22 protein-coding genes are annotated in these 17,048 nt (G+C 70.1%); 9 read left to right on the top strand and 13 right to left on the bottom strand.

All coding sequences use genetic code 11. The annotated features are described in order from the left end of the window. Positions 1-10: 10 nt before the first annotated feature. On the bottom strand, positions 11-2,794 hold the full coding sequence (gene alaS / locus ACV7GQ_RS15530; protein WP_470311119.1) for an alanine--tRNA ligase: 2,784 nt from the start codon (positions 2,792-2,794) through the stop codon (positions 11-13). A 46-nt stretch (positions 2,795-2,840) separates the two neighbouring features. Then, positions 2,841-3,461: an archaellin/type IV pilin N-terminal domain-containing protein gene (locus ACV7GQ_RS15525; RefSeq protein ID WP_470311118.1), complete on the bottom strand. Its 621-nt coding sequence runs from the start codon at positions 3,459-3,461 to the stop codon at positions 2,841-2,843. A 234-nt stretch (positions 3,462-3,695) separates the two neighbouring features. On the opposite strand from ACV7GQ_RS15525, the gene ACV7GQ_RS15520 reads away from it, so the two are divergent. Next, a complete protein-coding gene (locus ACV7GQ_RS15520; protein WP_470311117.1) occupies positions 3,696-4,577 on the top strand; it encodes a hypothetical protein in 882 nt (293 codons plus the stop codon). A gap of 3 nt (positions 4,578-4,580) precedes the next feature. Here the strand turns inward: ACV7GQ_RS15520 and ACV7GQ_RS15515 are convergent, their stop codons facing one another. Continuing rightward, positions 4,581-5,558, bottom strand: coding sequence for a replication factor C small subunit (locus ACV7GQ_RS15515; protein WP_470311116.1), 978 nt, complete (start codon positions 5,556-5,558; stop codon positions 4,581-4,583). A 164-nt stretch (positions 5,559-5,722) separates the two neighbouring features. On the opposite strand from ACV7GQ_RS15515, the gene samp2 reads away from it, so the two are divergent. Genes samp2 through ACV7GQ_RS15500 form a run of 3 tightly spaced genes read left to right on the top strand, consistent with a single transcriptional unit; the run spans position 5,723 to position 6,888 of the window. Further along, positions 5,723-5,923, top strand: a complete 201-nt coding sequence (gene samp2 / locus ACV7GQ_RS15510) for a ubiquitin-like small modifier protein SAMP2 (protein ID WP_470311115.1) — start codon at positions 5,723-5,725, stop codon at positions 5,921-5,923. Positions 5,924-5,973: 50 nt separating this feature from the next. Next, positions 5,974-6,465, top strand: a complete 492-nt coding sequence (locus ACV7GQ_RS15505) for a peroxiredoxin family protein (protein WP_470311114.1) — start codon at positions 5,974-5,976, stop codon at positions 6,463-6,465. Between the two features lie 3 nt (positions 6,466-6,468). Beyond that, positions 6,469-6,888, top strand: coding sequence for a GNAT family N-acetyltransferase (locus ACV7GQ_RS15500; protein ID WP_470311113.1), 420 nt, complete (start codon positions 6,469-6,471; stop codon positions 6,886-6,888). A 9-nt stretch (positions 6,889-6,897) separates the two neighbouring features. Here the strand turns inward: ACV7GQ_RS15500 and ACV7GQ_RS15495 are convergent, their stop codons facing one another. The 5 genes from ACV7GQ_RS15495 to larB form a co-directional block, all read right to left on the bottom strand. Further along, a complete protein-coding gene (locus tag ACV7GQ_RS15495) occupies positions 6,898-7,350 on the bottom strand; it encodes a pyridoxamine 5'-phosphate oxidase family protein (protein ID WP_470311112.1) in 453 nt (150 codons plus the stop codon). A 24-nt stretch (positions 7,351-7,374) separates the two neighbouring features. After that, a complete protein-coding gene (locus ACV7GQ_RS15490) occupies positions 7,375-8,763 on the bottom strand; it encodes a phosphoglucomutase/phosphomannomutase family protein (protein ID WP_470311111.1) in 1,389 nt (462 codons plus the stop codon). Positions 8,764-8,806: 43 nt separating this feature from the next. Further along, on the bottom strand, positions 8,807-9,094 hold the full coding sequence (locus ACV7GQ_RS15485; RefSeq protein WP_470311110.1) for a GIY-YIG nuclease family protein: 288 nt from the start codon (positions 9,092-9,094) through the stop codon (positions 8,807-8,809). A gap of 27 nt (positions 9,095-9,121) precedes the next feature. Continuing rightward, positions 9,122-9,271: a DUF7563 family protein gene (locus ACV7GQ_RS15480; RefSeq protein WP_220617741.1), complete on the bottom strand. Its 150-nt coding sequence runs from the start codon at positions 9,269-9,271 to the stop codon at positions 9,122-9,124. A gap of 105 nt (positions 9,272-9,376) precedes the next feature. Beyond that, positions 9,377-10,150, bottom strand: a complete 774-nt coding sequence (gene larB / locus ACV7GQ_RS15475; RefSeq protein WP_470311109.1) for a nickel pincer cofactor biosynthesis protein LarB — start codon at positions 10,148-10,150, stop codon at positions 9,377-9,379. Between the two features lie 255 nt (positions 10,151-10,405). On the opposite strand from larB, the gene ACV7GQ_RS15470 reads away from it, so the two are divergent. Then, on the top strand, positions 10,406-10,573 hold the full coding sequence (locus tag ACV7GQ_RS15470; protein ID WP_220617743.1) for a DUF1931 domain-containing protein: 168 nt from the start codon (positions 10,406-10,408) through the stop codon (positions 10,571-10,573). A gap of 47 nt (positions 10,574-10,620) precedes the next feature. On the opposite strand, the gene rpiA is transcribed toward ACV7GQ_RS15470, so the two are convergent. Continuing rightward, a complete protein-coding gene (rpiA, locus tag ACV7GQ_RS15465) occupies positions 10,621-11,301 on the bottom strand; it encodes a ribose-5-phosphate isomerase RpiA (RefSeq protein ID WP_470311108.1) in 681 nt (226 codons plus the stop codon). 59 nt (positions 11,302-11,360) lie between these two features. Here rpiA and ACV7GQ_RS15460 point away from each other — a divergent pair, with 59 nt between their 5' ends. Together ACV7GQ_RS15460 and glmM are read left to right on the top strand one after the other, a co-directional pair. Then, positions 11,361-11,531: a hypothetical protein gene (locus ACV7GQ_RS15460; RefSeq protein WP_470311107.1), complete on the top strand. Its 171-nt coding sequence runs from the start codon at positions 11,361-11,363 to the stop codon at positions 11,529-11,531. Between the two features lie 52 nt (positions 11,532-11,583). Further along, positions 11,584-12,906 (top strand): phosphoglucosamine mutase, encoded by a 1,323-nt coding sequence (gene glmM, locus ACV7GQ_RS15455; RefSeq protein ID WP_470311106.1) that lies wholly within the window; start codon positions 11,584-11,586, stop codon positions 12,904-12,906. An 84-nt stretch (positions 12,907-12,990) separates the two neighbouring features. On the opposite strand, the gene ACV7GQ_RS15450 is transcribed toward glmM, so the two are convergent. From ACV7GQ_RS15450 to ACV7GQ_RS15440, 3 genes are all read right to left on the bottom strand, one after another. Then, entirely contained in the window at positions 12,991-13,149 is a 159-nt protein-coding gene (locus tag ACV7GQ_RS15450) for a DUF7563 family protein (RefSeq protein WP_044952319.1), read from the bottom strand. 88 nt (positions 13,150-13,237) lie between these two features. After that, entirely contained in the window at positions 13,238-13,816 is a 579-nt protein-coding gene (locus tag ACV7GQ_RS15445; protein ID WP_470311105.1) for a DUF7090 family protein, read from the bottom strand. A 46-nt stretch (positions 13,817-13,862) separates the two neighbouring features. Further along, positions 13,863-14,306, bottom strand: a complete 444-nt coding sequence (locus ACV7GQ_RS15440; protein ID WP_470311104.1) for a DUF2391 domain-containing protein — start codon at positions 14,304-14,306, stop codon at positions 13,863-13,865. Positions 14,307-14,396: 90 nt separating this feature from the next. Between ACV7GQ_RS15440 and ACV7GQ_RS15435 the strand changes: the two genes are divergently transcribed. Both ACV7GQ_RS15435 and ACV7GQ_RS15430 read left to right on the top strand, forming a co-directional pair. Then, the gene (locus ACV7GQ_RS15435; RefSeq protein WP_470311103.1) at positions 14,397-15,077 is read left to right on the top strand and encodes a class I SAM-dependent methyltransferase; all 681 of its coding nucleotides are present in this window, start codon (positions 14,397-14,399) and stop codon (positions 15,075-15,077) included. Between the two features lie 65 nt (positions 15,078-15,142). After that, a complete protein-coding gene (locus ACV7GQ_RS15430; protein ID WP_470311102.1) occupies positions 15,143-16,147 on the top strand; it encodes an AI-2E family transporter in 1,005 nt (334 codons plus the stop codon). 18 nt (positions 16,148-16,165) lie between these two features. Here ACV7GQ_RS15430 and ACV7GQ_RS15425 read toward each other — a convergent pair whose 3' ends face one another. After that, positions 16,166-16,951 (bottom strand): sulfurtransferase, encoded by a 786-nt coding sequence (locus ACV7GQ_RS15425; RefSeq protein ID WP_470311101.1) that lies wholly within the window; start codon positions 16,949-16,951, stop codon positions 16,166-16,168. Positions 16,952-17,048 lie beyond the last annotated feature (97 nt).

The raw sequence follows: 17,048 nt of genomic DNA, 5'->3' as shown, positions 1-17,048 counted from the left end.
ACGCCGCCGCTCAGACGTTCGCGACGGACTGGAGGATCTCCGCCGCGTCGTCGAGCGCGTCGTCGAGCGCGTCGCCGTCGGGCCCGCCGCCCTGTGCGAAGTCCGAGGGACCGCCGCCGCCGCCGCCGACGCGGCCGGCGAGTTCGCCGACGACCTCGCCGGCGTCGACGTCGACGCCCTCGGGGACGGCGACGACGAACTGCGCGCCGTCGCGGCCGGAGCCGAGGACGGCTATCTGGCCCTTCTCGACGAGGGCGTTGGCCTGGGCGCGCAACTCGTCCATGTCGGCGTCGATGCGCTGGACGACGGCGGTGGTCCCGTCGACGTCCACCTCCTCGGTGTCGGCGCCGCCGGACGCTCGCGCCTCGGCGAGTTGCTCCTTGAGGTCCTCTATCTCCTTGCCGCGGGCCTTCCACTCGTCGAAGAACCGGGCCGCGGTGTCGGGCACCTCCTCGGGCGCGACGTCGAGGATGTCCGCGGCCTCGTAGAGGGCGTCCTCGGTGCGCTGGGTCGCCTCGATGGCCGCGTCACCGGCCGCGAAGGTCAGGCGGATGACGCCGTCCTGGATGCGCTCGGTGCCCAGCAGTTTGATGGCACCGATGTCGCCGGTGCGGGCGACGTGGGTGCCGCCACAGGCCTGGATGTCGTCGGCCACCTGAATCAGGCGGATCTGCTCGCCGGCCGGGATGCCGCCTTGGTACAGGTCGAAGCCGTGTTTCGCCTCGGCCTCGTTGCGGTCTGGCCACTGCTGGGTGACCGGGACGTTGTCCTGGACGAGGTCGTTCGCGTATCGCTCTATCTCCTTGACCTGCTCGCGGGTCACCGACTCGTAGTGGCGGACGTCGATGCGCGAGGAGTCGACGCCCTTCTGGGCGCCGGCCTGCCGGACGTGCTCGCCCAGCACCTGCCGGGCGCTGTGGACGACGATGTGGGTCGCCGTGTGGTGTTGCATCAGGCGTTTGCGGCGGGTGGCGTCTATCTGCCCGCGGACGAACTCGCCCTTGCCGGGGTCGGTGTCGCAGGTGTGGAGGACGACGCCGTCGTGGCGCTGGACGTCCTCGACCTCGGCGGTCACGTCGTCCGTCGCGAGGGTGCCGTGGTCCGGCGGCTGGCCACCCCCTTCGGGGTAGAACATCGTCTGGTCCAGCACCACGTCGAACCGGCCGTCGTCGCGGTCGAACACCTCGAGCACGACGGCCTCGAACTCGGTGCGCTGCTGGTCCTCGTAGTAGAGCCGGTCGGTGTCGGGCAGTTCGGTCAGCCGGTCCGCGTAGGGGACGCCGGCCTCCTCTGTCGCGGCCGTCTCGCCGCCGTGGCGGTCCGCGACGACGGAGTAGAAGTCGTCGGGGACGTCGACGGCGACGCCGCGCTCGTCGGCTATCTCCTCGACCATGTCCGGCTGGATGCCGTGGGAGTCGTACAGTTCGACCAGTTCCTCGGTCGGGATGGGCTCGCCCGCCTCGGCGTACTCGTCGGCGAGCTGGCGGACGCGGCGGCCGCCCCTGTCGAGCGTCTCGCGGTACTTCTCGACCTCCGTGCGGACGATGTCGCGGATGGTGTCGCGGTTCTGGTAGTCCAATCGCTCGGCCTGCATGTCGACCAGTTCGTCCAGCGGGGCGTCGACGCCCACGCCGTCGACCAGTCGCTTGGTCCGGCGGAGGACCATCCGCGCGAGGTAGCCCGTCCCGACGTTCGAGGGGACGATGCCGTCGCCGAGCATGTACGCCAGCGTGCGGCAGTGGTCGGCGATGGCGTAGATGTCCTCCAGCGGCCCCATCAGCTCGCGCAGCTCCTCGACGCTGACGCCGACGTGGTCGGCGATGGTGTCCCGTTCGGCCTCGATGTCCTCGGCCTCGTCGATGTCCATCCGGCCCGCGAGCTTCGCGGCGTCGTGGACGATGGCCTCCTCCTCGTCGGTGAGTTCGACCCCGGCGTTGTCCTTGAGGAAGGCTATCATGTCGGGGTAGACGGCCTCGTAGACGGTGGGCGTGCCCTGCGAGACCCACGTCCACCGCTCCAACCCGTAGCCGGTGTCGACGACGTAGGTGTCCATCTCCGAGTAGCGGTTGCCGTCCTTCATCTCGTACTCGCCGTCGGGGTCCTGTTCGAGGGACATGAAGACGAGCGTCGCCAGTTCCGCGCCCTCGTAGATGACCTCGAAGGCCGGCCCGGCGTTGCCGCCGCCGACCCACGGGTCCTCGATGAGCGTGAGTTCGTCCACGTCGGCGCCCAGCTCCTCGAACAGCTCGACGCAGTACGCGACGGTCTCCTCCTTCCAGTAGACCTCGCCCTGGTAGGCGTACTCCTCGGGGTCCTCGATGTCCTCCTTGGCGTTGAACGCGTGGTGGGCCATCATCTCGAAGGCCATCGTGTGCCGGCCGGTCTTGCCCACGTTGTCGATGTCCTGCATCCGGATGCAGGGCTGAGAGATACACAGCGGGTTCGCCGGCGGCGGCGTCGTGCCGCTGGTCACGAGCGGCTGGAAGTCGTAGATTGACGCCTGGGTCAGCAGGACATCGTCGCGCCAGCGGTTGGCCGCCACCGGGTACGGGTCGATGCGGGTGTGGTCGCGCTCCTCGAAGAAAGACAGGAACGCCTCGCGCATCTCCGAGAGGGTGAACGCCTCGTCGAACCCGGGGTTGTCGATGAAGCCGTACTCCGCACAGGGCGGTTCGCCGCAGGTGTCGCGGTCCGCGCGCGACCAGAACATGTCGCCACACTCCGCGCACTCCTGTCGACGGAATCCGGCCTCGTCGAAGTAGTCGAGTTGGTAGGCCTCGTCGAGGTCACTCATTGGCGTAGTGTTGGCCCAGCAGCGGGTAAAACAGTTCCGAAGGGCCCTACACGGTGACGGCCGACGCGCCGGAGAGCGTCTTCGGGACGACGATTCGCTTCACCGTCGTCGCGCCCGAGGCGGTCGTGATGCGGACCGTCGCCGTCTCGCCCTCGCCTAAGTTCTCGCCGAACGGGGTCGTGCCGCCACCGAGGTCGTCGCCCCCGACGTCCAACGCGATGGTGAACCGGTCCTCCGTCGAGTCCAGCACCGGCTGGGAGGAGTCGTCGTCCTGCACCGCCGAGACGCCGAACCGGCCGTCCGGGTCCCCCGAGGCTCCGTTCTCGGCCAGCTGGTAGTACGACCCGCTCGGCCCGACCCACTGCACCGTCGCCTGCCCGAGGTCGACGTTGCCCGACCCGGGTGCCTTCTTCACCGTGATGTTCACCACCCCGACCGCGTTGTTCTGGAAGTGACTACCGGTCGCACTCACCACCTGCACCCGGTTGGTCGTCGAGTCGCTCGCCCCCTGTCCGGTCGCCTCCGCAGAGCTCTGCAGGTAGCCCGACGTGTTGATGAGGACGCCGGCGGCGATGGCCGCGACCAGCACCATCGCGATGAAGACGATGAGCGTCCCGATCCCCACCTGGCCGCGCTCACCCCGCTCTCGCTCGCTCGAACTGTGCATTTCAGTTGTTGATAGCTAGTCACCTACTCTCGTATAAAGCTGCGTGAGCAATTATCGCGGGTGAAAACGCCGCGAACGCCCCGCAGCGGTCGGTCGGGGGTCCCGGCCGCCGTCCGGGTGGGCGGTGTCGCTGGGCGGTCGTCCGCTCGGTCCCGTCGCCGGCGCGGATAAGCCGGGCATAGCCGGCGATACCGCTGTATAACTATTCGCACATCAGGCGTCCGCTTCGAAGCCATGCAGCGACGCACACTGACGAAGGGTCTGCTCTCGCTCACCGGGCTGTCGCTGTTCGAGAGCGCGGGCGCACAGCAACGCCGACGGACGCTCCGCATCGAGAACACCGTGAACCGCCGGAACGTCGTCGAGGTGGTCGTCTCCGGCGACGTGCGACTCGGTCCGGGCACCGAGGACGCGGACAGCGCCGAGGACGGCCGTATCCGTTCGGTGCTCACCGACCGCGAGGCCGCCGATACGTTCGAGTTCACCGGGCAGATCCGGCGCATCCGCTGGAGCGAGGCCGAACCGCGTATCTACGTCGACGGGCGCCGCATCGACCCGAGCGACTACGACGACGATGACGACGATGAGGACGAGTTCCAGGAGATGCGCATCTTCAACACCGTCGACGAGCGCAACGTCGTCGAGGTGCGCGTCTCCGGCGACGCGCGGAAGGGCGACCGGGCCGACAGCGACGACGTCGCCCGCTCGGGGTTCATCCGGTCGGTCCTGAGCGACGAGGAGTCCGTCGACTCCTTCGAGTTCACCGGCCGCATCACCGACGTCCAGTGGTCCCGGCGGCGACCCGACATCGTCGTCGACGGGCGGCGCATCGACCTCGACCGGTTCGACGACGACGATGACGACGATGACGACGACCGGGAGAGTTACGTCCGGGTTACCGGGCCGCGTCGGGGGTCCGTCCGGGTGTTCATCCGGGTGACGGGCCGCATCTCGGCGGTCTTCGGCGACGACGACAACCCGTCGGACCGGGTCGCGGACGTCCGCGTCGGCGGGTTGTCCTACGACCGGGTCCGAGAGTTCCGCTACTCCGGGCGCATCGTCCAACTCGCCACGGGCGAGGGCGACGTGGCGATAGACATCCAACAGCGGGACTGAACCCTACTGTCCCTTCGCGAGGGAGGCCAGCATCGCCTCTAACTGCACCGTCTCGTTGGCCCCCTGCGTGATGCGGTAGTCCGTCTCCCCGACGCGTTCGAGGATGCGCACCGCCGCCTCGTCGTCGACGTCGAACTCCCACACAGAGCGGTGCAACTGGTCGATGATGTCGCCGCCCGCGATGCCCTCCTCGGTGAGCAGTCGGTCGAGGGTCGCGCGAGCGGCCGTGAAGTCGCCGTCGAGCGCCGACTGGACCATGTCGTGAATCTCCTCCGGTCGCGCGGTGGAGGTGATGGCGTACACCGCCGACTCGTCGACCACGTCGCCGCTGACCGACGCCGCCTGCAGGCCGTTGATGGCCTTGCGCATGTCGCCGGCGGCGGCGTAGACGAGCGCGTCCACGCCGTCGTCGGTGAGTTCGATCCCCTCCTCGTCCGCGATGTGGCGGACCTCACGCTCGACGGCCTCGTCCGACAGCGGCGAGAACCGGAAGACGGCACACCGGGACTGGATGGGGTCGATGATCTGGCTGGAGTAGTTACACGAGAGGATGAACCGGACGTTGTTCGAGAACTGCTCCATCGTCCGGCGCAGCGCCGACTGGGCGTCGCTCGTGAGCGCGTCGGCCTCGTCTAAGAAGATGATGCGGTACTCGTGGCCGCCGAAGCTGGTCCGCGCGAAGTTCTTGATGCGGTCCCGGACCACGTCGATGCCCCGCTCGTCGGAGGCGTTCAGTTCGAGGAAGTGCTCGCGCCAGTCCTCGCCGTACAGTTCGCGGGCGATGGCCGTCGCGCAGGTGGTCTTGCCGGTGCCCGCCGGCCCCGAGAACAGCATGTGCGAGAGGTCGTTCCGCCGGACGTAGCTCTGCAGCCGGCCGACGATGTCCTCGTGGCCCATCACGTCGTCTAGCGACTGCGGGCGGTACTTCTCTATCCACACCTCTTCGCGTCCCGCCCGCGACTCGGACTCGGCCTCACTCATGGTCGGTCGGAGGCGCGGGCTAGCCTTAAACGCCCCGCTCGCGGTGTTCGGACGAGGTGCGTTCGGCACACACGGGCCGGTCTCGGAGGGCCAGAGAGCCCCCAGCGTCTCGTCGCCCGTCGCCAGCCGACACACTCAAGCCGTCCATCCCGATACACACGGCCATGGACGTCACCGTCGAGGTGGCCGGCGAGGAGACCCACGACCTCACGGTCGCCGACGACGCCACCTACGCCGACCTGCTGGAGCCGCTGGACCTCTCGCCGCACGCGGTGTCGGTGCTCGTCGACGACCGGACGGTCCCGACGGACCAGCCGGTCGAAGCCGACCGCGTGCGCGTGGTCAGACTCATCAAGGGCGGTTGAGCCGGCGGCGGAACCACCCGTTTTTGCCGCTCGAAGCCCAATTCCGGGGTATGTCTCTCGAGGCGACCGACTTCTCGCTGCCCAACGTCGGCCCCGGTCCCGACCCGGTCTCGCTGTCGGCGCTCGCCGCCGACCACGAGTTCGCCCTCCTCCTGTTCCAGCGGGACCACTACTGCACGAACTGCCGCCAGCAGGTCCAGACCGTCGCCGGACGGTACGACGAGTTCGCCGACCGCGACACGGAGGTGGTCTCCATCGTGCCGGAACCCGCCGAGCGCGTCCGGGAGTGGCAGGACAGCTACGACCTGCCCTATCCGCTCGTCGCCGACCCCGGCGCGACGGCCGGCGACGCCTACGACCAGCCGGTCCGCTTCGGCTTCCTGGGCGACTGGAGCGACTTCCTCGGCCGGATGCCCGAGGCCGTCCTCGTCGACCTGCGGGACGGCCCCGAGGTAGCGTGGTCCTACCGGAGCAAGTCGACGTTCGACCGGCCCGGCGTCGACGACCTGCTGGACGCCATCGACGAGGCCCGGACGCGCTGACCCATGTTCGTTCGCGACGCCACGGTCGCCGACCTGCCGGACGTGATGAACGTCCTCGACGGGGCGGCGCTCTCTATCGACGTCGAGACGGTCCGCGACAGCATCGCCGAGGACGGGACGCTCGTCGCGTGCGAGGGCGGGGAGCCCGCTCGGTCCGAGGGACGAACCAGCGGCCAGCGACCCCCGGCGGACGGCGAGCGGGTGCTGGGCGCACTCGTCCTCGACGGCGACCACGTCGCGGCCGTCGCGGTCCGCCGCCGTCGCCGCGGACAGGGCATCGGGACGGCGCTGGTCGAGGCCGCCGCCGAGAGGCGGACGCGACTCACCGCGACGTTCGACGCCGACGTGAAGCCGTTCTACGAGGGCCTCGGGTTCTCGGTCGAACCCGCCGCGGAACCCGGCCGCTGGCGCGGCGAACGCTGAGCCGCCGGCTCAGTTCGCGCGCCCGGCGAGCTCCTCGATGCGCAGCTCGTAGAGCGTCAGCTCGAGTTCGTCCAGCGCCTCGTCGAACACGCGGATGGGGGCGAACCGGTCGTTGATACTGACGGCGTCGTAGGCCGGGTCGTCGGGCGGGACCGCTCGAATCGGCCCACGGGCGAGGACGCTCCAGCCGCGCTGTTCGGCGTCGTCGCCCGTGGCGTCGGCCTCGTAGACGACGTACGTCGCGGTGTCGGTCGCCTCGACGTAGGCGGCCTTTCGGCTGTCGGGGGTCTCGCCCAGTCGGACGTACAGCGACCCGTCCTCGTAGTGGTGGAACACAGGAATCGCGTAGGCGTCGCCGTCGTCGGCCAGCGCGAGGACGCCGTCCGTGGCGTCGCGCAGCCTGTGCTCGACTTCGGCCTCGGTCAGCCCCTCGGTGTAGGCGAACTCGACGTCGGGGTCCATACCGGAGCGACGCGGCCCGGCGAGTTAAACCAGCGGGACGACCAGGTCGCGGCCCGCCGACAGCAGTTCCGTGACGCGCTGGTCGCTGCCGGCCTCGGCGTAGACGCGGAGCTTCGGTTCGGTCCCCGAGGGGCGGACGAGCACCCACGTGTCGTCGGCTAGCCGGATCTTGAACCCGTCGACGGTGTTGACACCGGCCACGTCGACGCCGGCCACCGAGTCGGGGAGTTCGTCCTCCAGCGCGTCCAGCACCGGTGCTTTGCGCTCGTCCGGGCAGTCGACGCTGACCCGGCCCTGGTGAATCTCGCCGTGCTCCTCGAGCAGGCGGTCGACGCGGGCGTCCAGCGGTTCCTCGGCCTCGGCCGCGGCGGCCACCAGCGCCAGCAACACGCCGTCCTTGTTCCGGAGGTGGTCGGTGAGGCCGAACCCGCCGGACTCCTCGCCGCCCAGCAGCGCGTCGTGGTCGGCCATCGCCTCGGCGACCCACTTGAACCCGACCGCCACCTCGTGGGCGGACTGGCCGTGGGCCTCGGCCACCCGGTCGACGATGCTGGAGGTGGAGACGGTCCGCACGACGTCGCCCGACCGCGTCTCCAGCAGGTAGTCGTACAGCGCCGCGAAGAAGAGGTTCGCGTCCAGATAGCCGCGCTCAGGGGTGACGATGCCGATGCGGTCGGCGTCCCCGTCGTTGACCACCCCGAGGGCGGCGTCGCCCTCGCGCACGCGGGCGACCAGTTCCTCGACGTTCTCGGCCGCCGGCTCCGGGGACCCGCCGCCGAACTCGGGGTCCTGCTCGTCCCGCAGGGCGGTCACGTCCGCGCCGGCGCGCTCGAGGAGCGCGTCGGTGACCCCCCGTCCGCTCCCGTGCATCGCGTCGTAGGCCACCGAGAGACCCGAGAGGTCCGCGTCGGCGTAGTCGACGGCGTGGTCGGCGTAGTCGGCGACGAGGTCGGCCTCCGTGACCGACCCCCACTCACGTTCCGGCAGTGGGTCGGGGTCACCGAGGTTCGCGACGATGTCCTCAGTCACGTCCGGGAGCGCGGGCGCGCCCGACCCGGGGACGAACTTCACGCCGTTGTACTCCGGCGGGTTGTGGCTGGCGGTTATCTGGAGCGCCCCCACGAGGCCGCGCTCTCTGACCGTCCACGCGACGACGGGCGTAGGGGTGTCCCGTTCGGGGACCAGCACGTCGAACCCGTTGGCACACAGCACGCGGGCCAGTTCCTCGGCGAACCCGCGCGACGTCTCGCGGGCGTCGTAGCCGACGGCCACCGTCCCCGACGCCCCCTGCTCCCGTAGCGCCGTCGCGACGCCCTGCCCCACCATCCGCACGCGCGGCGCGGTGAACTCGTCTAAGGTCGCTCGCCACCCGTCCGTCCCGAACGCTATCGCCGCGGCGTCGTCGTCGTCCATGACGGCTACCTCTCGGTGCGCGGTGAAAAAATCTCGCGTCGTCTCAGGGGTCGAACGCCGTCTCGGCGTCCGAGGATTCGACGAGCGACTCCTTCCGGGCGCGCGAGAGCTGTTTGATCTCGTACTCGCGGCTCATCGCCGCGGATTTGGACTCGAACTCCTCGACGTGGACGAGTTCGACTGGCGTCCGGCCACGGGTGTACTTCGCCCCGTCGCCGGCGTCGTGTTCACGCACCCGGCGCTCGACGTCCGTCGTGTAGCCGGTGTAAAAGCTTCCGTCACTACACCGCAGCACGTAGGCGTAGTGAACAGGGCTCCGCGTGGTGGTCATCGCACGATGCGGGCGGCCCAGTGGGCCTCACACTTCGTGGGCGCGCTCTCTCGATACCTCGGCAATGCCAGCGTTCGCCGAGCAGTTCGGGCAGGCCCTGATGTGTCCGCGCTCGTCAGCGAACACACGGGCGAACTGGTCTGAGACGTGCGCGCCGCAATGGTCACATTCAGGCATCGTGTTCGTCGGCGACACCACCGCCGACGTACGTGTGGAGGGGAGCCACAGGGATATTCGTTTACCCAAATGTGTGGGTATTCTCGCCCGAATACACGTTCGGCCCTACGCATCCTCGCTCCGTGCGTCGGCGACGCGTCTGGCGATGAGCCCCGCCTGTGCGCCCGCGGTGAACCCCGCGTCGATGTTGACCACCGACAGCGTCGTACAGGACTGGACCATCCCGGAGAACGCGGCCTCGCCCGCGCCGTCGTGCCCGTAGCCCGTCGAGACCGGGAGGCCGATGACCGGGGTGTCGACGAGGCCGGCGACGACGGTCGGAAGCGCCCCTTCGCGACCGGCGGCGACGATCAGCACGTCCTGGTCGCGCAGGCGGTCCACGGCGTCGATGGTCCGGGCGATGCTGGCGACGCCAACGTCGGAGATGCGGGTCACCGTCGCCCCCATCTCGGCGGCGATCATCGCCGCCTCGCCGGCCGGGACGGCGTCGGAGGTGCCGGCGGTGACGACGCCGACGGCGGCGTCCAGCTCCGGGGGTTCGAAGCCCGGCGCCGTCGCCACGAGCCAGTTCGACCGCTCCGACCACCGGACGGTCGCCTCGGGTTCCTCGGTCGCCAGTTCGCGCCGGACGGCCGTCGCTGCCGGCGCGTCGATCCGGGTGACGATACCCCTGCCCGTCGTCTCGACGGCCGTCGCCGTGAGGTCGGCTATCTCGCCGGGCGTCTTGCCGTCGCCGAGCACCGCCTCGGGGACGCCGGAGCGGGTCTCCCGGGCCGCGTCGAACCGGCCCGCGCCGCTGGTGGCGTAGCCGGCGAGCTCCGCCTCCGCCTCGGCGGGGGTGACATCGCCCGCCGCGACTGCTTCGAGTAGGTCGCGCATGCCCGCCTCTCGGGGGGCCGGCTACTCCTATCCGTCGGTCCGGGGTGAGCGCGCGCGAGCGCCCCAGACGCCGACACTCGGCGCATTCCGGTCCGAGTCCGCTCGGAGACGAGGCCGCCGACCCTGATATGTCCGATAGCGGGGCTATTTATATAGGGGCCAACGGCCAAAAACCTCTCAAACCCCCGTGAATACCGGCGAGAGCAATCTCATTGGGGAAAGTATATAAGCAACCCCTACGCTACAACGGCTTGTATGGCAGACCTAATCGTCAAAGCCGCCGTCAAGGAAGAGCTCGATGACATGAACGTGGCCTCGGACTTCTACGATGCCCTCGACGCCGAGGTCGAGGAGCTGCTCGCCGACGCAGCTCGCCGAGCCGAGGAGAACGACCGCAAGACGGTTCAGCCGCGCGACCTGTAAGGTCGTCTCCGAGCAGTCTTTCTTTCGACGCTCGCCGCCAGCGACGGCTACGGCTCCCTGACCGTGACGCCGTCCTCGCTCCCGACGTAGACGGCGTCGGCGAGGCCGACGAACAGGCCGTGTTCGACGACGCCCGGGAGCGCCGACAGCGACGACGCCAGCGACGCGGGGTCGGCTATCGCCCCGAACGCGCAGTCCAGCACGAGGTTGCCGTTGTCGGTGACGACCGGGCCGTCCTTGCGCTCGGCCCGACGCAGGTCGGGGGCGCCGCCCAGCTCCTCGACGGCGTCGGCGACGGTGGTCCGGGCCGCGGGGAGGACCTCCACCGGCACCGGATGCGAGAGGCGCTCGGCCTCCTTCGTGGGGTCCGCGACGACGAGGAAGCGGTCGGCGCTCGCGTCGACTATCTTCTCGCGAGCGTGGGCCGCGCCGCCGCCCTTCACGAGGTCGCCGCCGGCCACCTCGTCGGCGCCGTCGATGGCGAGGTCCACCGCCACTTCGTCGAGGTCGGCGAGCGGAATCCCCGCCTCGCGGGCGAGTTCGCGGGACTGGAAGGAGGTGGGGACGCCGACCACGTCCAGTCCGGCGTCGACCCGCCGGCCGACGGCCCGGATGGCGTGGGCGGCGGTGCTGCCGGTCCCGAGGCCCACCACGTCGCCGTCTTCGACTGTCTCGGCCGCCGCCTCGCCGGCCGCGCGCTTCGCCGCGTCGGAGCCGCCCTGTTTCATGTGCGGAGATGCCGCGGACGCGGACAAAACGTTTGTTGCTCCGGGCGCTCCGCTGAGACATGGAGTGTACGTACTGCGGCAGTCCGATCGAGGACCACGACCCACTGTACCTCTCGACGGACCCGGGGGCCGAACCGACGGCCCAGTTCTGCAACTACGGCTGTCTGTCGGCCCACGTCGACGAGGAGGGCCTCGCGGCCGGGACGGCCTGCGAGTGGTCGCCGGAGTGACCGTCGGGTCCCGTGCCGACATCCTTTTTCCGTCTGCACTCGCGCACCCGGTATGACACTGTTCGGGACGAGCGGCATTCGAGGGCCGGTCGGCGACACCGTGACCGCCGACCTCGCGCTCTCTGTCGGGCGAGCACTGGGCGTCGACAGCGACCGCGTGGTCGTCGGCCGGGACCCGCGCGAGAGCGGTGAGTTCCTCCGGTCGGCGCTCGTCGCCGGCCTGCGCGAGAGCGGGACGGACGTGGTCGACGTGGGACTGGCGTCGACGCCGACGGTCGGGCGGGCCGTCGGGTGGCGCGACGCCGACGCCGGCGTCTCCATCACGGCGAGCCACAACCCGGCCGAGGACAACGGCATCAAACTCTGGCAACCGTCCGGGCAGGCGTTCGACACGGCGCGGCGCGAGACCATCGAGGAGCGCCTCGCCGAGGACGCGTTCGACCCGGCCGACTGGGACGAGGTCGGCGCCCGCGAGTCGTGGGCGACGGGCGCCCGCGAGCGCCACGCCGCGGCGATTCGCTCCGAACTCGACCGCGAGACCCTCTCCAGTCACGTCGTCGTCGACGTCGGCAACGGCGCCGGCGGCGTCACCGTCGACGTCCTGCAGGCGATGGGCTGTCACGTCGAGACGCTGAACGGCCAGCCGGACGGCGCGTTCCCCGGCCGCCCGAGCGAACCGACCCCCGAGAACTGCCGGTCGCTGGCGACGCTGGTCGCCGAGTCCGATGCCGACGTGGGCATCGCCCACGACGGCGACGCCGACCGGATGCGCGCGGTGGCCGGCGACGGCACGTACCTCTCGGGCGACGTGCTGCTCGCGCTGTTTGCCCGGGCCGCCGCCAGCCCCGGCGAACGCGTCGCCGTCCCGGTGGACACGAGCCTCGCCGTGGCCGACCACCTCGCCGAGATAGACGTCGACGTGGAGTACACGCCGGTCGGCGACGTCTACGTCGCGGAGGCCGCCAGCGAGGACGGGGTCGCCTTCGGCGGGGAACCCAGCGGCGCGTGGATATGGCCCGACCACACGCTCTGTCCAGACGGGCCGCTGGCTGCCTGTACCGCGGTGACGCTGGACGCCGACCGACCGCTGGCCGACCGGGCCGCGGAGGTCCCGGAGTACCCCATCCGGCGGGACAACGTCGAGGTCGACGACAAGGAGACGGTTATGGAGGGGGTCCGCGACCGGGTGCTCGAGGAGTTCGACGACGTGACCACGCTGGACGGCGTGCGCGTCGACCTCGGGGACGCGTGGTTCCTCCTCCGGGCCAGCGGGACCCAGCCGCTCGTCCGGGTCACCGCCGAGGCCCGCGACGCCGACCGTGCCGACGACGTGTTGGCGACGGCGCGGGACCTGTTGGCGGCGGCGCGGCCCTGACGCTGTCGGGATTCGTGGCCGGCGGAGAACGCCCGGAGAGAGACGGCCCGGGCGACCGAATCGAGCGCTCGACCCCCAGTTCGATTACCCGCGCCGGGTCGACCGGGCCTCGCGGACGTCGGCCCCGTCGCGAATCTTGTCCTCACACTGCGGGCAGACCCGCGGTTTCTCGACCCCGTTCGGCGTGAAGACACGCGCGTAGTCGGCCGTTACAAAATTGCCGCAGTTCTGGCATTCCGGCATACAGGTACGAACGACGGTCTATAGCGCCTTAATTGTTGGTGCCTTGGTAAATAATCGCACACCCGAGGATTCGGGGTCGACGGCGCGCTCAGAACTCGCTGGTGACCGTGCCGTCCTCGCCGAGTTCGACGACGCCGTCGAACAGGGCGCGGAACTCGTCGACCGTGTCGTCGTCGTGGACGCCCTCCGCGAGGTGGAACATCCCCACGGCGTCGTACTCCGCCAGCAGTTCGAGGATGTCCTCGACGGCCGCCATGGCCTGGTCCTCGTCCGCGTAGTAGATGAGCTCGGTCAGCGAGTCGAAACTCACGCGCAGTTTGCCCTCGTGGTCCTGCAGGAACGTCTCCGTCTCGGCGACGATGCCCGCCACGTCGTCGGGCGCCGAGGCGTAGCGGACGTTCTCCGACTGTCGGCGGGTGTAGCCGCGCTCGACCGAGAGCGTGTCGAGGATGGTCGCGCTGTCCTCGTCGACCTCGTAGTACTCCAGTTTCTGCTTGACCTCGCGGGCGGTGGTCCGCGTCGAGATGACCAGCATCGCGTCGGTGTCCGTCGACAGGAACTCCGTGTCGAGTCGGTCCGTCTCGCCGGTGCTGGGGTGCAGGAGGAGGATACCGGTCCCGCCCTCGACGGTGTCCGGCGTGTTGTCGATGGCCAGCGTGTACTCCATATAGCCGAGAAAGCGGGGCGACAGTCATTAAGTCTGCGGGTCCCGCTCAGAACACGCTGTCGGCCGTCGCGGCGCCGACCACGCTGAAGATGGCGCCGACGGCGGTCGCCTTCAGCGTCGTCACGGCGACGGCCATCGGCGTCGGGTCCGGGAGGATACCGCCCTCGACGAGGAAGGTGTCGGGCGCGGTGAACGCGAGCGCGAGGACGGCGACGGACCCGAAGGCGACGACCATCAGCGAGACGAACCGTATCGGGATACCGGCGACCTCGGCCTCGCGGTCGATGTCGCGGTCCGCGTCGGCCTTGTAGAGGGCGCCGTACCCGATGGCGAAGACGATGCCGGCCACCAGTGCGGCGTGGACCGTCGTCATGTTGGCGGCCAGCACCCACACCTCCTCGGTGACGACGAACGGACCGGCCAGCAGGAACCCCCCGACGACCTGCTGGGCGGTGTCCGCGACGCGGTAGCGGCGGCGACGGCGGCGCATACCCGTCCCTGCACGGCCCTGTCGGATAACGTTCTCGGAGTGGGCAGCCGAGTCGAAGGGTGTTTGCCCGGGCCGCTCCCACACTGGGCCATGAGCGTCAGCGACGAGTTCGACGACTGGGCGGCCCGCGGGAAGGACCGCGGGATGGAGGACCGCCACTGGCACACCGCCAAACACGTACTGGCCCGGATGCCCGTCGAAGCGGGCGACACCGTCCTCGACCTGGGGTGTGGGAGCGGCTACGCCGGCCGCGCTCTCAAGGAGACGAAGGACGCGGGCCGGGCCTACGGCATCGACGCCTCGCCGGCGATGGCCGAGAACGCCCGGTCGTACACCGACGACCCCGACGTCGGCTTCCTCGTCGGGGACTTCGAACACCTGCCCTTCGAGTCCGACAGCGTCGACCACTGCTTCTCGATGGAGGCGTTCTACTACGCCGGGGACCCCGACGCCGCCCTCGAGGAGGTGGCCCGCGTCCTCCGACCCGGCGGTACCTTCCACTGTGCGGTCAACTACTACGAGGAGAACGTCCACTCCCACGCGTGGGACGACCTGGTCGAGGTGCCGATGACCCGCTGGAGCGCCGCCGAGTACCGCGCGGCGTTCCGCGAGGCCGGCCTCTCGGTGGCGGTCCAGGACAACGTCCCGGACCGCGATATCGAGATACCGCCCGCCGGCGAGTTCCCCACCGAGGACTGGGCGAGTCGGGAGGCGATGGTCGAGCGGTACCGCGAGTTCGGGACGCTCGTCACCGTCGGCGTCGCGCCCTGACCGACTCGTTTCAGACGGCTGTCGACTCCGGGAACGTTTTTGACGACCGATACGAAAGGTAGTGCGTGGTTACTCGCCAGCGGACGTACGTACTCGCGGGCCTGCTCGCCGCACTGGCACTCCTGACGACGGTGTTGCTGTCCAGCGTACTGGCGACCGTGTTCTTCGCGATAACCGTCGCCTACGTCCTCTTTCCCCTCTCGGAGTGGTTCGTCGGCCACGGGCTCTCGAAGCGACTCGCCGCGGCGGTGACGACGGTCATCGCCTTCGTCGGCGGGTCGCTGGTGCTCGTCCCGCCCGTCGTCGTCCTCTACCGGCGCCGCCGGGACCTCTTCGCGTTCTTCCGGAAGCTCCCGGAGGAGGTCACCGTCGTCGTCGGCGAGATGCGCTACACGCTCGACATCCAGTCGGCGCTGGCGGGCCTCCGGGCGACGCTGACCGACCTCGCGGTGGGGCTCGCCAGCGAGACGCCCATCATCGCGCTGAAGGTGGTGCTGTTCACGATTCTGGTGTACGCGATGCTCTGGCGGCCCAGCGCGCCCGGGACGGTGCTGTACCGGACGATTCCGCGCCCCTACCACGACGTGGTCTCCCGCTTCCACGAGCGCCTGCGGGGGACGCTGTACGCCATCTACGTCCTGCAGGCGGCGACGGCCTTCGGCACCTTCCTGGTGGCGTGGGCCGTGTTCGCGGCGCTGGGCTACGACAGCGCGTTCTCGCTGGCCGTCGTCGCCGGCGTCCTCCAGTTCGTCCCCGTCGTCGGGCCGAGCGTGGTCGTCATCGCCATCGCCGCCGCCGAGGTGGTCGTCGGCGACGTCGTCGGCGGACTGCTCGTGACGGTGCTGGGGCTCGTGTTGATCGGGTTCCTGCCGGACGCGGTCATCCGCCCCCGCCTCGCCCGCTACACGACGGGGATGCCGGCCAGCCTCTACTTCGTCGGGTTCACCGGCGGGGTGCTGTCGCTGGGGCTGGTGGGGTTCATCGCCGGCCCCGTCGTCGTCGCCTTGCTCGTCGAGGCGGCGAACATGCTGGCTGAGGAACGGGGGCCGGGACAGCAGGCACTGGGGTGAGCCGCCGGCACGTGCGCCTCAGTCGTCCGTCCCCGTCTCGAGCGGGCGGTCCTCGGCCTCCCACTCGGTCAGACTCCCCTCGTAGAAGTCCACGTCCTCGAACCCGAGGTGCCGGAGGACGACGTAGGTGTGGCTGATGCGCCGGGCGGTGTTGCAGTACAGCACCACGCGCTTCTCCGGGACGATGCCGGCAGACTCGAGGACGTCGAGCGCCGCCTCGCGGGGCAACAGCCCCCGCGTCTCGTCGTCGACGAGGTCGCGCCAGTCCAGCAGGACGGCCCCGGGGATGTGGCCCTCGGCGTACTCCGACGCCTCGCGGGTGTCGACGAGGACGGCCTCGGGGTCGTCGGCCGCGGCAGCCACCTCGTCCGGCCCGACCAGCGGCGAGGCCTCGGGCGGCGAGACGTCGTACTCCGTGGCCGTCACGTCGGGCGCCTCGCCCGTCGTCTCGCGCTCGAGTTGCCAACTGGAGAAGTCCCCGTCCAGCAGGTGGAGCCTCCCGGGGTCGTGGCCCAGCAGTTCGGCCGTCACCAGGAAGCGGGCGGCGAAGACCCCGTGGTGGTCGTCGTAGGCGACGAGTTCGGTGTCCCTCGTGACGCCGGCGTTGCCGAGGATGTCGCCCCAGTCGGCCTCGCTCGGGAGCATCCCCGCCTCGCCCTCGCTGGTGCGGAAGCTGTCGAACGGGACGTTCACCGCGCCCGGCAGGTGGCCGAGGCCGTCGTACTCCCACGCGTCGCGCACGTCGACGATGCGGACGTCCTCGCGGTGGTCGGCGACCCACGCCGCGGAGACGATGTCTGTCATCGGCTGTCCGTTCCGACTCAGGCCGCTTGAAGACTCTCATCGGGGCCGGTCGAAGGTGGTGGCAACTGTTGCCGGGAGTGTCGCGACGGGGTCCCGA

Source organism: Haloarcula sp. MBLA0163 (assembly GCF_055632435.1).
This window is presented reverse-complemented; position numbering and strand designations above follow the sequence as displayed.